This is a genomic window from Mesorhizobium sp. B2-6-1 (assembly GCF_006440475.1).
GTDB lineage: Bacteria > Pseudomonadota > Alphaproteobacteria > Rhizobiales > Rhizobiaceae > Mesorhizobium.
The window spans coordinates 905009-916767 of record NZ_VFUH01000001.1 but is presented as its reverse complement, the minus strand read 5'-3'; the positions used below and the strand labels follow the sequence as shown (position 1 = coordinate 916767).

The following is an 11759-nucleotide window of genomic DNA, read 5'->3' as shown; positions in this document are numbered from 1 at the left end:
GGCAGCACCGCGCCGATGTGGGTGGTGAGCGATGCCGCGCGCGAGGCGATCGACCTGATCGAGCGCGCCATCGAGAAGCGCCAGGTGCTGACCATCGACTATTCGGACGAAGCCGGCCGCGGCACCGCCCGCGACATCAGGCCCTTGGGCCTTTGGTTCTGGGGCAAGGTGTGGACGCTGGTCGCCTGGTGCGAGATGCGCGACGATTTCCGCGCCTTCCGCATCGATCGCATCGCCTCGGTGGTCATCGCAGGCCGCGTCTTCAAGCCGGAGCGCGGCAAGCAGCTCGCCGATTTTTACCGGGCGGTGGAACGCAGCGAGGATTACGGCATGGCGCCGGACCGTGCGGCGCGAAGCTGAGGTCTCCCAACCCGTAAAAAAGCCCGCTCGAAGCGGGCTTTTCGGTCGAGTTCGCGAGAATTCTACTCCTCGTCGTTATCCCTGTCCTTCGACTTCAGAGCCGAGAGCTTGGCGAACACGGCGTTGGCGTCGAGTTCGGCATCCTCGTCCTTCGGCTTTTCGGGAGCCGGAACCAGGCGCTCGGTCAGCGCCGCCGGCAGCAATGTGTCGCCGACCGGCTGTGCCTGCTCGCGGCCGCGCGATGCGCGGTTGACTTCCATGTCAAGATCGATCTGCGAGGCGAGACCGAGCGTCACCGGGTCCATCGGCTGCAGGTTGGCAGAGTTCCAGTGCTTGCGCTCGCGGATCTGCTCGATCGTGGACTTGGTGGTGCCGACGAGGCGCGAGATCTGCGCGTCCTTCAATTCGGGATGGTTGCGCACTAACCAGAGAATGGCGTTCGGTCGGTCCTGACGCTTCGACAGCGGGGTGTAGCGCGGCCCCTTGCGCTTGGATTCCGGCACCCGCACCTTGGGGTCCGAAAGCTTCAACCGCTGGTTCGGATCCTTCTCGGCACGCGCGATCTCGTCGCGGGTCAACTGGCCGGTCATGATCGGATCCATGCCCTTGATGCCTTGCGCCGATTCGCCGTCGGCGATCGCCTTGACCTCGAGCGGATGCAGCCCGCAGAACTGTGCTATCTGCTCGAAGGAAAGCGCGGTGTTGTCGACCAGCCAGACAGCGGTCGCCTTTGGCATCAGCAGCGTATTGGCCATTTTAAAAATCCTTCTCGTTCGCCCGCGTTCCCGCGCGGGCGGTGGTTTAGAGCCACCAAAATGGGAAATTCGCAGGTTATATAACCGCTCTCCGGCGGTTCCGCAATGTTTTTGGGAAGGCGTTTTTGGGAACGCCCGTCGATCTGGCAACCACACCGGGGCAGATCAATCACGGGCGGCATGAAAATGGTGCCGCGAATATGTTTGGGGTCCAGAAAGACAAAACCCGCCGGACAGGTCCGGCGGGTTCGGAACCGGCGACGAGCAAGCGTCTGCGGCGGCTCTGCTTTGCGACCCCGTCTTGCGGCGGGGCGGTTCTTGAAGTCAGATCGCCTGGCGGGCGATCTTTTCGATGTCGGCGCGGTTGATGCCGAGATCGCTGAGCTGGCGCGCGTTGAGGCGGTTCAGTTCGCGCACGGTCTCGTTGTACATACGCCAGTTACGGAAAGCGCGGATCGGGTTCATGTCAGTCCTCCAAATGGGGTGTTCGTTTCGATGATGCTCAAATAGTCATCATCGAGCGGCACTTGAATGGCTGATTTTGCATAGCAATGATGCAAATGCTGCATTGCACCATTAAGCTTTTGTTCAGCTTGCAGGCAGGGGCCGGGTCGCGGGTATGAGCCCGCCTCGGCCAGCCAGGCATCGGCAATGTTGCCGTCAGCCGACGTCGAGCACGATCTTGCCGATATGATCGCCTTCCTCCATACGCTCATGCGCCCGCCAGGCATCGGCAAGCGGGAAGATCATGTCCATGACGGGCGCGATCCGGCGCGTGCCGAGCAACGGCCACACCTGCGCTTCGAGCGCGGCTGCCAGCGCCGCCTTGAACTCGACGGTGCGCGGCCTCAGTGTCGAACCGGTATGAACAAGCCGCTTGACCATGATTTTCGAGAAATCGGCGCTCGCCACCGCGCCGCCTTGCAGGGCGATCTGGACGATCCGGCCCTCGACCGCCGCGGCCTCGTAGTTGCGCGCCACATAGTCGCCGCCGACCATGTCGAGGATGACGTCGGCACCCTTGCCGCCCGTCGCTTCCTTGACCGCCGCGACGAAATCCTCCTCGCGGTGGTTGATCGCCCGGTCGGCTCCGAGCTTCAGGCAGGCATCGCATTTCTCCTTGTTGCCGGCCGTAGTGATGACATGGGCACCGAAGGCCGATGCAAGCTGGATCGCCGTCGTGCCGATACCCGAAGAGCCGCCATGGACCAGCAGCGTTTCGCCTTTCTTCAAGCCGCCGCGCTCGAACACATTGTGCCAGACGGTGAAATAGTTTTCCGGCACGGCCGCCGCTTCCGTGTGGGTGAAACCGGCCGGCAGCGGCAGCACGCTGCCGGCATGAACCTTGACATATTCGGCGTAGCCGCCGCCGGGAGTGAGCGCGCAGACGCGCTCGCCAAGGCGCCAGCGAGAGATTTCGTCGCCGAGCGCGGCCACTTCGCCCGACGCCTCCAGGCCCGGCAGGTCCGACGCACCGGGCGGCGGCGGATAGGCGCCCTTCCGCTGCTGCACGTCGGGCCTGTTGACGCCGGCGGCGCGCACCTTGATCAATATCTCGCCGGGACCGGGCACAGGCACATCGCGCGTCTCCGGTTTCAGCACCCTGGGCCCACCCGGCTCGGAGATCGCGATGGCCGTCATCCTTGCCGGAATTTTAGATCCGCTCGCCATGAAATCTCCCGTCTTTCCTCGCCGCATTCTTGCCGGCTGTTTGCATCGACGCCCCTGCCCTATGTATGCTCATTGGCAAATCAGGCAAATGGCCAATCGGTATGGCGGAGGAGGAGCACAAATGGCGATCTTCGACGACGAACCCAAGAAGAAGGCGCGTCCGCACGAGATCGGGCAGGACCTGTCGCTGCTCTCCGTCGGCGAGTTGTCGGAACGGATCGGCATCCTGCGTGACGAGATCGCCCGGTTGGAGGCTGAACTCAAGTCGAAGGACAGCACCAAATCCGCGGCCGAGGCGCTGTTCCGCCGCGGATAAGGCCGAAAAGACCCGCCTCCGAAAAGCCCGAATGCGACTGTCTTCAGACTCTGCGTCTCTCCTCGATTTCAGCCGGATCAAAAAATGCTCGCAGCCTACAGACCGATCCTTTCGCTGCTTCGGGGCACCGCCTTCCTTTTGGCAGCGTCGGGATTGCACGGCTTGCTGTTGCCGCTGCGCGGCCAGGTGGAAGGCTTCTCCACCGCATCGCTTGGCCTGATGGGCACAGCCTGGGCCGGCGGCTTCGTCACCGGCTGCTTCTTTGCACCACGTATCGTGCGCCGTGCCGGCCACGTGCGCGCCTTCGGCGCCTTCGCCGCGTCCGGCGCCATCGTTGCGCTGCTCACCGGACTGGTCATCGACGAATATGTCTGGATCCTGTTGCGCGCCTTCACCGGCTTCACCATGGCCGGCGCCTTCATGGTCATCGAAAGCTGGCTGAACGAAAAGGCCACCAACGAGAATCGCGGCACCGTTTTCGGCCTCTATATGATGGTCACCTATGCCTCGATCATGGGCGGGCAGATGATCGTCGCCGGCGGCGACGTGAAATCGGCCTCACTCTTCATGATCACCGGCATCCTGTTCTGCCTGTCACTGATCCCGACCGCGGTATCGACCGCCTCGCACCCCAAGCCGCTCCAGGACGTCAAGCTCGACGTCAAGGGGCTCTACGCCAACTCGCCGGTCTCGGCCATCGCTTGCGTCCTCATCGGCATCGCCAACGGCGCATGGGGCACGCTTGGCGCCGTCTATGGCGCCCGCATCGGCATCTCCACCGCTGAGATCGCCTTGATGATGAGCCTGGTGGTGGTGGCGGGTGCCGCCATGCAGCTTCCGGCCGGGCGTTTCTCCGACAAGACCGACCGGCGCTTCGTGCTGGCGGGTGCCGCTTTCGGCGCTGCGCTGTTCGCGCTCTTGATCTTCCTGTTCGAGCCGCGCTCCGGCGTCTTCGTCATCGTCTTCACCGCCGCCTACGGTGCTTTCGCCTATACGCTCTATTCGATCGCCGTGGCGCATGCCAACGACCACGCCAGTGCCGAGGACTTCGTCAAGGTTTCGGGCGGCCTGCTGCTGCTCTATGGCTTCGGCACCATGATCGGACCCTTGCTGGCGGCCGCCCTGATGGGCTGGATGCGTCCGGAGGGCCTGTTTCTGGCGACCGCCTTCGCGCATCTTTCCCTGGCAGGCTACACGCTGCTGCGCATCAGCCGCCGCGCGCCGGTGCCGATCGAGGACCGCGACGCCTTCAAGACGCAGCCCGCCGACCGTTCGGTGACGCCGGAAGCATTGCGGCTTGACCCACGAAGAAAAGCAGAAGCAAACGGTTGAGATTCGAAGAACTTTGCCCCACAAATGAGGCATGATGCTTTCCGACGCCTTCATGGCGATCGCCGATCCCAACCGGCGCCATCTCCTGGAAGAACTTCGACGCGGTCCCAAAACCGTCAATCAACTGGCAGCCGGGCTGCCGGTCTCACGTCCGGCCGTATCGCAGCATCTGAAGGTGTTGCTCGATGCCGGCCTTGTCCACGCCAAGGCCGAAGGCACGCGGCGCGTCTATACGGTGAGCAATGCCGGCTTCCTGAAACTCAACATCTGGCTCGACCAATTTTGGGAGACTTGATCGTTCCTGTTCAAACGACCGGTCACGCACCACGATCAGCCATCATTATAGGGGAAGAGCTTGAAATAGGGCTGCGCCTCCTCAATCACCTGGGCGAAGGCCGGCCGCTGCAACAGCCGGTCATGGTAGCGACTCACGGCAGGATATCTGTCGCCGAATGGCTCGACCTTGTTGGCGTAGAACAGGGCCGGCGAGGCCGCGCAATCGGCCATGGTGAAGGCGTCGCCCACAGCCCAGTTCCTCGACGCCATCTCCTGCTCGATGATCGCATAGGAATTGCGCAACTGGTCGCGCGCCTGTTCGACGCCGAACGGATCGGTCCTACGTTCCGGGCGCAGCCGGTCCCCGACGATCTTCTGCATCGGTTCCTGCACATAGAGATCGTAAAAGCGATCGGCCTGGCGAACCGCGATTGCGAGGTCGATATCGGCGGGGACGAGGTCGACCGGTCCGGGATAGTGCGCGGCCAGATACTCGATGACGAGGGTCGACTCCAGCACGGTGCGGTCGCGCGCATCGTCACGCAAAGCGGGCATCTTGCCCCAGGGCGCTATCTTCAGGAAGGCCGCTCGCGACTGCTCGTCGCCGAGATCGACGATGACGGACGCGAACGGCGTGCCGTTCTCGTAGAGCGCGATCAGCGGCTTCCAGCAAAACGAGGCCAGCGGATGATAGTGAAGCGTCAGGGACATTTTTGCTCACCTGTCTCGGGGTTCACATCGTCTAGTACCGAAATGTTTACTTAACTATTGCCCAAACTTGTGGCGTCAGGACCGCGCTTTGAGTGCCAATCGGCCCGGATATGAGCAACGATGCCGGTGACGATCACATCCCAATCGTCCGGATGCAGTTCGTGGCCACCGCCTTCAACCCGGAGGAGTTTCGCGCCGGCGACCGCCCCGGCCAGCGCTTCGCCATGCTCGACCGGAAAGATGGGATCGGCCGTACCATGGATGACCAGCAGCGGCGCGTTCATCTCGTGCAGTCGGCCCCTCCATCGATCACTATCGCCCTTGAGCAGGAAATGATTGGTCGCGCTGAGCAGGCCGCCGGAGCGATCGTAGTCCCGCTCGATGAAGGCTCTCATGCGGCCCTCGTCGAAGGGATGCGCTGTGCTGGCGATCGCCTTGGCATCTTTGATCATGAAGTCCATGACCTGGCGGCGATCCGACCAGTCAATGTGCGCGCCTTCAGCCGAATGTTTGATATAGGCATCGCTGGTCTGCGGCAGGTTCGAGGTGTCCACTCCCATCGGCGAGCTGCTGATCACGGTCAGCGACGCGACGCGGGACGGATGCTTGAGCACCACGAGCTGCGTGATCATGCCGCCCATCGACATGCCGGCGATATGCGCCTTGTCGAGGCCGTGGCTGTCGAGAACGCCGATCGCATCGTCGGCCATGTCGTCGAACGTGTAGGGCGGCTCTCCCGGCGGATATTTGGTCGAGCGGCCGGTATCTCGATTATCATAGCGGATTACGAACAGTCCCGCGGCGGCGAGTTTCCGGCAAAACGCCTCCGGCCACCACAGCATTGAGGCCATCGCTCCCATGATCAGCAGCAGAGCGGGGTCGGCGGGGTCGCCAAAGGCTTCGGATATGATAGTGGGGCGTCCAGTCTTCGTCATCGCGTCGCCTCCTCATCTGCTTGCATTTTGCAATCGGTTGCACCATAATAAAACCGATACAATAATGCAACCGGTTTTGGAGAAGTCGAATGAACATCGATCGCCGCTCGGGTTGCCCGATCAATCTTTCGCTGGAAGTGTTCGGCGACCGCTGGAGCCTGATCATCCTTCGCGACATGATTTTTGGCGGCAGGCGCCATTTTCGCGAGTTGCTCAACGGGTCGATGGAAGGCATTGCTTCCAACATACTGGCCGACCGGCTGAAGCGGCTGATGGATCTGGGCATGCTGACCAAGGCCGACGATCCTTCGCACAAGCAGAAGGCGATCTACAGCCTGACCGAAATGGCGATCACCCTGGTGCCGATCCTGGCCCATCTCGGCGCCTGGGGCCGCGTCTGGCTGCCGGTCAGCGAGGAATTGTCGATCCGGGCCGAGCTTCTGGAAAAGGGCGGGCCGCCGCTATGGGAGAAATTCATGGATGAGTTGCGCCACGAGCATCTCGGCACGCCCCTCGATGCAGCGTCCGGCCCCTCTGTACGCGCGACCCTGCAGGCCGCCTATGAGGCCGTGCTCGCCAGCAAGGCTCTCGGCGCCAACCCGACCGCGTGACCAACTATTTTCCCCGTTGAATGGCCGGCTCTGCTACAAGAGGCCGAAAATCACGTCACGAGATTGGAACAGACTCTTGGTTGAGAACTCTAGGGATACTGCCCGCGCGCGCGCCGATCTGCGCTTCAAGAAGCACGAGGAAGCGGCCACGGTCCGACAGAAGGCGATGGCCGAGTATGTCGCCGAGAGCGATGCCCGCAAGGTCAAGACCGACAAGCTGCGGGCGCTGCGGCTGGCCAAGGAAGCCGAAGACCTTGCCAACGCGCCGGCAGTGCCCGCCAAGAAGCCCGCCCGCGCCAAGAAGAAGTAGCACGCCGCTCCCGGTTGCTTCGTTGCCGGCCCTGAGCCGGTGGCCATTGATCGCATTTGGTGGATCGCGGCATAGGCGCGATCCGGATCGGCGCGTTCACCCCGCTTTCCACGAAGCAATTTCAACCGGAACCTGGATTGCCTCGTCCGGCTGGCTGCCGATGATATCCGTTTCAAACAGGAGATCGCCATGACCGCACTGCCGCTCGACAAAGCCCTCGAGATCATCGACGCCGCCTTCGCCAAGGGCGCGGAGCTCAAGCTCAGGCCGCTCGGCGTCTCGGTGCTCGACGCCGGCGGCCATCTCGTCGCCTTCCAGCGCCAGGACGGCGCCTCGTTCCTGCGCCCGCAAATGTCCGCCGGCAAGGCCTATGGCGCGCTCGCCATCGGCATGGGCTCGCGCCGCGTCGAGGCCTTCGCCAAGGAGCGCCCGCATCTCATGACCGGCATCTCCGACGTCTCGGGCGGACGCGTGTTGCCGGTCGTGGGCGGCGTGCTGATCCGCGACAAGGCAGGCAGCATCATAGGCGCCGTCGGCATTTCCGGCGACAGCTCGGACAATGACGAAGCCGCCGCCATCGCCGGCATCGAGGCCGCCGGCTTCACCGCCGATCCGGGCTGAGGCTAATTCAGGTTGATATCCCTGCTCGCCGACCGCATCGACACCGAGAAGCCGGCGAGCACGTCGAACAGCGCGATGATCATCAGCGTGAAGAAGACCGAATGGGCGGCGCCCTTGACCAGTAGGAACTCGACCAGGAAGGCCACGAAGACCAGCGTCGACAACAGATGGTCCATGATCGAGGCGTTCGTAGTGCGCGCCGATTTCACGATCTCGACGAAGAGGAAGATGAGCCCGATCAGCACCATAAGGTCGCCGAGCGTCATCGAGAACACCCCGCCGGACATCATGCCGACGGAAAAGACCTCGCTTGCCCAGGGATCGTCACCGCTGCCGAATATTCCGAGCAGCCCGAGATTGTAGAGGACAAAGGGCACGATCAGCAGCGGGACGGCACCGAACATCTGGCGTCTCCATTTGGGGGCACCCCTTTGTAGAGTGCGCCACCGGCACGCCGTCAAGAATTTTCGCAGCACGCCCCAAACACGCTAGAAGACCGAATGCAACAACGATGTCAGCCGGTTGTCCGGCCGACATCTTTGAAATCGAGCCGCGGGATGCGTGAACGCGCACGCCGCTCGCGATCAGCGCTTGAAGTAGCCGGCGCGCACGGCCGCGCCGATGACGTTGAGGATGATATGGCCGGCCGTCATCGAGGTGATCTCGTTGACGTCGCGCGCCGGCGCGATCTCGACGATATCCATGCCGACCAGCCTTCCTTTGCCGACCAGCCCCTTGATGAGCTCAATCGTCTGCCGGTAGCTGACGCCGCCCGGCTGTGGCCCCTCGACCGCCGGCATCACCGCCGGATCGAGGCCGTCGGCATCGATGGTGAGATAGTAGCGACCGCCGTCGGGAATTCGCTTCAGGAGCGCGGCGGTGCCGATGTCCTGCCATTCATTGGTGGTAATGATGTTGGCGCCATAGGCGCGGGCGGCCTCGACCTCCTCGGTGCGCGCGCTGCCTTGGCCGCGAACGCCGACCTGAAAAATATCCTTGATATGCGCCATTTCCGAGGCCCGCCGGATGGTGCTGGAATAGCCCTCCTTGACCCCGTTGACGTTGTCACGCCAGTCGAGATGTGCGTCGAGCTGAACCAGCGTGATCGGACCCTCGCCATCGAGCGCCCGGAAGATCGGGATCGGAATGCCGTGGTCGCCGCCGATTGTGATCGGCAGTGCGCCCGCGGCGCGGATCTTGCGGATCGCCGCTTCGGCTCTGCCATAGTGCCCGACATGATCGGCCGCCGCGCCGGGAACGTCGCCGACGTCTACCACCTTGATGTCCTTGCCGTCGAAGACTGGCCCACCGATGTCGAAATCATAGCGGTCGAGCGCCTGGCTGATCCGCTGCGAGGCGCGCCGCACCGCGGTCGGCGCATTGGTCTGGTCGTTGATCAGCTCGTCGATCGTGTAGGGATCGCCATAGGGCATGCCGATGATGGCGACATCGGCCTTCAGTGTGTCGAGGTCATCGACCAGCGGAAAGTTCATGAATGTCTGGAAGACGTCGCGCGGCGCGGTGGTGAGTTTGGACATGGGGTCTCCTCTGCGTTGAAGCTTTTTTGGATCAGGCGCCACGGCGGGCTGCGAGATGGGGCTGCAGCCTATGCTCCAGGCTGCGCGAGATCGCTGCCACGAAGGCCGTCAGCCCCCAGTACAGCAATGCGATGGCGGTGAAGATCTCCACCGGCGAGAAGGTGCGGCCAATGATGTTCTGGGCCATGTAGGTGAGTTCCGGTACGGTGATCGCCGACAGGATCGCCGATTCCTTGATCAGCGTGATGGTGAGATTGGTGGCCGCGGGCAGGATGTAGCCGAGCACCTGCGGCACCAGGATCTTGCGGAAGATGGTCAGGTAGCGCAGTCCCAGCGCGTAGCCGGCCTCGACCTGGCCGTACGAAATCGACTGGATCGCGCCCCTGATGATCTCGGCCGAATAGGCGCTGGCGTAGGCCGACAGCGCGCCGATCGACACGACCACGGGCGAGAGCCTGACACCGAACATCGGCAAGGCGTAGAACAAAAGGAAGATCTGGATCAGGAACGGGATATTGCGGAATATTTCGACATAGGCCGAGACGATCGCCGTCGGCACCCGTCCGCCGCGCAGCCGGATCAGCGCCAGCACGGTACCGAGCGCGAAGCCGAACGGCAGTGCGACAGCGCACATCAGCGCCGTGTTGCCGAAGCCCTTGGCGAGGATCTGCCAGTTGTCCGCTATGACGGAAAAATCGAAGCTCATGCGCGTGCGCCTCGCGCCTTGAGTTCCAGATGCCTAGTCAGCAGGCTGCATGATAGCAGCACGACGAAATACAGCACCGCCGCGATGCAGAAGGCCTCGACCGGCCGGTAGGTGACGTTCATGATGTTCTGCGCGGTGCGGGTCAGTTCCACCACCGCGATCACCGACAGGATCGAGGATGCCTTCACCAGCATGGTGAACTCGTTGACCATCGGTGGGATAATGGCGCGGAAGAGCTGCGGCAGGATGACCTTGAACCAGGTCACGGCAGGCTTCAGCCCGAGCGCCTTGGCCGCCTCGTACTGGCCGGCGGGAATGCGCGTCAGCCCGGCGCGCAGGATTTCGGCGACGAAGGCCGCGCTGTTGAAGCTGAGCGCCAGCACGCCGGCCAGGAGCGGCGGCAGGTCGATACCGACGAGGCCCGGCAGCACGTAGTAGACCATGAAGATCTGCACGATCAGCGGCGTGCCTCGGATGAAGCTGGTGTAGACCGCGCCGATCCAGCGGATCACGCGCCAGCGCGACCTGCCACATGCGAGCAGGCCGAAGCCGATCAATGTGCCCACCAGAAACCCCAGCGCCGAGACGCTCAGCGTGATGCCGGCGCCGGCCAGGAATTCCGGCAGGAAGGTCAGCGTCTTTGAAAAATGGAACATTTTTCAGCTCGAATGATCCCTGGACGTCCGGGCCATCCGAGACCGGCGCGTCCAATGACTGGAACCACCGGTCCGGCAGCGCCGGGCGCCTGGTTGGGGGCTTAGAGCGCGCCAGGCGGCAGATAACCCTCGTCGGGCGTCTTCATCTCGAACCCGAACCATTTGAGCTGAAGCTCCTTCAGCTTGCCGCTGTCCTTCAAGTCGCCGATTTTGGCGTTGATGAAGGCGCGCAGATCCTTGTCCTCCGGCCGCACCACCCAGGAGAGATAGGAGAATTCGCCGATCGAGCCGACGACCTTGTAGGTATCGGGAACGTTCTTCATCAGAACGGCCGCCGAAGGCGAGGCGATGACGATGGCGTCGACCTGGCCGGAGGCCAGAGCGACATGGGTCTCGGGGAAGGAGGTGAACAGCTTCATCTCGCCGACACCCTTGCCGCCTTTATCCTTGAGCTCCTTGTCATAGGCCTCGATGATGGGCTGCACGGAGGAGGCGAGTTGCGTGGCCACCACCATGCCGTTGATGTCCTCCGGCTTCTTGATGCGCTCCTCGTCGACGCGCACGACGACGACGTTCTCGAACGAACCGGTCGGCCGCGTATAGGCGTATTTCGCCGCCCGCTCGGCGTTGATGCCGGTCGAGGTCGCCATCAGGTCGAACTTCTTGGCCAGCAGCCCTGGCAGCAAGCCTTGGAAAGGCAGGTTGAGCTGGTCGAGCTTCACGCCGAGCTGGCTGACCACATAGTCGAGAATGTCCTTGTTATAGCCGACGATCTGGCCGTCGCGGACGAATTCGAACGGCTCGAACGCGGCCTCGGTTCCGACGAGGATGGTGCCGCGCTGCTTGATTTGGTCGACCAGCCCATCGGCATGGGCGGTGGCAGCGAACGGCAGGAGGAGCGGCGCGGCGGCAAGAAGGGTCAGGACGCGGCGGCGCGAAGCGGAAAGAAACTCACCCATTG

The 11759-nt window shown here is 63.1% G+C and carries 17 protein-coding genes; 7 read left to right on the top strand and 10 right to left on the bottom strand.

The window, feature by feature from the left end:
• Window positions 1-360 (top strand): WYL domain-containing protein (locus tag FJ443_RS04760; protein WP_140662925.1); only part of this gene is annotated, 360 nt, incomplete at its 5' end.
• 62 nt (window positions 361-422) lie between these two features.
• Here FJ443_RS04760 and FJ443_RS04755 read toward each other — a convergent pair.
• The 3 genes from FJ443_RS04755 to FJ443_RS04745 form a co-directional block, all read right to left on the bottom strand.
• The gene (locus FJ443_RS04755) at window positions 423-1115 is read right to left on the bottom strand and encodes a DUF1013 domain-containing protein (protein WP_140517606.1); all 693 of its coding nucleotides are present in this window, start codon (window positions 1113-1115) and stop codon (window positions 423-425) included.
• Window positions 1116-1439: 324 nt separating this feature from the next.
• A complete protein-coding gene (locus tag FJ443_RS04750) occupies window positions 1440-1580 on the bottom strand; it encodes a DUF1127 domain-containing protein (protein WP_140500528.1) in 141 nt (46 codons plus the stop codon).
• Between the two features lie 195 nt (window positions 1581-1775).
• Window positions 1776-2786, bottom strand: a complete 1011-nt coding sequence (locus tag FJ443_RS04745; protein ID WP_140662923.1) for an NAD(P)H-quinone oxidoreductase — start codon at window positions 2784-2786, stop codon at window positions 1776-1778.
• Window positions 2787-2907: 121 nt separating this feature from the next.
• Here FJ443_RS04745 and FJ443_RS04740 point away from each other — a divergent pair, with 121 nt between their 5' ends.
• The 3 genes from FJ443_RS04740 to FJ443_RS04730 all read left to right on the top strand — a co-directional run bounded on the left by FJ443_RS04740 (window position 2908) and on the right by FJ443_RS04730 (window position 4729).
• On the top strand, window positions 2908-3102 hold the full coding sequence (locus FJ443_RS04740; RefSeq protein WP_140500525.1) for a DUF1192 domain-containing protein: 195 nt from the start codon (window positions 2908-2910) through the stop codon (window positions 3100-3102).
• Between the two features lie 84 nt (window positions 3103-3186).
• A complete protein-coding gene (locus FJ443_RS04735) occupies window positions 3187-4434 on the top strand; it encodes an MFS transporter (RefSeq protein ID WP_140500523.1) in 1248 nt (415 codons plus the stop codon).
• Between the two features lie 31 nt (window positions 4435-4465).
• Window positions 4466-4729, top strand: a complete 264-nt coding sequence (locus FJ443_RS04730) for a metalloregulator ArsR/SmtB family transcription factor (RefSeq protein WP_140500522.1) — start codon at window positions 4466-4468, stop codon at window positions 4727-4729.
• Between the two features lie 35 nt (window positions 4730-4764).
• Here FJ443_RS04730 and FJ443_RS04725 read toward each other — a convergent pair whose 3' ends face one another.
• The gene (locus FJ443_RS04725; RefSeq protein WP_140517605.1) at window positions 4765-5421 is read right to left on the bottom strand and encodes a glutathione S-transferase family protein; all 657 of its coding nucleotides are present in this window, start codon (window positions 5419-5421) and stop codon (window positions 4765-4767) included.
• Window positions 5422-5471: 50 nt separating this feature from the next.
• Window positions 5472-6356, bottom strand: coding sequence for an alpha/beta hydrolase (locus FJ443_RS04720; RefSeq protein WP_140517604.1), 885 nt, complete (start codon window positions 6354-6356; stop codon window positions 5472-5474).
• Between the two features lie 89 nt (window positions 6357-6445).
• Between FJ443_RS04720 and FJ443_RS04715 the strand changes: the two genes are divergently transcribed.
• The 3 genes from FJ443_RS04715 (at window position 6446) to FJ443_RS04705 (ending at window position 7898) form a co-directional block, all read left to right on the top strand.
• The gene (locus FJ443_RS04715; RefSeq protein ID WP_140517603.1) at window positions 6446-6967 is read left to right on the top strand and encodes a helix-turn-helix domain-containing protein; all 522 of its coding nucleotides are present in this window, start codon (window positions 6446-6448) and stop codon (window positions 6965-6967) included.
• 76 nt (window positions 6968-7043) lie between these two features.
• Complete coding sequence (locus FJ443_RS04710) at window positions 7044-7277, top strand: hypothetical protein (RefSeq protein WP_140517602.1); 234 nt, start codon at window positions 7044-7046, stop codon at window positions 7275-7277.
• 189 nt (window positions 7278-7466) lie between these two features.
• On the top strand, window positions 7467-7898 hold the full coding sequence (locus FJ443_RS04705; RefSeq protein ID WP_140500513.1) for a heme-binding protein: 432 nt from the start codon (window positions 7467-7469) through the stop codon (window positions 7896-7898).
• A gap of 2 nt (window positions 7899-7900) precedes the next feature.
• On the opposite strand, the gene FJ443_RS04700 is transcribed toward FJ443_RS04705, so the two are convergent.
• The 5 genes from FJ443_RS04700 to FJ443_RS04680 form a co-directional block, all read right to left on the bottom strand.
• Complete coding sequence (locus tag FJ443_RS04700; protein ID WP_140500511.1) at window positions 7901-8302, bottom strand: hypothetical protein; 402 nt, start codon at window positions 8300-8302, stop codon at window positions 7901-7903.
• Window positions 8303-8482: 180 nt separating this feature from the next.
• Window positions 8483-9436, bottom strand: coding sequence for an agmatinase (locus tag FJ443_RS04695; protein WP_140517601.1), 954 nt, complete (start codon window positions 9434-9436; stop codon window positions 8483-8485).
• 31 nt (window positions 9437-9467) lie between these two features.
• On the bottom strand, window positions 9468-10142 hold the full coding sequence (locus tag FJ443_RS04690) for an amino acid ABC transporter permease (protein WP_140500508.1): 675 nt from the start codon (window positions 10140-10142) through the stop codon (window positions 9468-9470).
• Entirely contained in the window at window positions 10139-10798 is a 660-nt protein-coding gene (locus FJ443_RS04685) for an amino acid ABC transporter permease (RefSeq protein WP_140500507.1), read from the bottom strand. Before FJ443_RS04685 ends, FJ443_RS04690 begins: the two co-directional genes overlap by 4 nt.
• A gap of 101 nt (window positions 10799-10899) precedes the next feature.
• Window positions 10900-11757 (bottom strand): transporter substrate-binding domain-containing protein, encoded by an 858-nt coding sequence (locus FJ443_RS04680; protein WP_140517600.1) that lies wholly within the window; start codon window positions 11755-11757, stop codon window positions 10900-10902.
• Window positions 11758-11759: the final 2 nt, after the last annotated feature.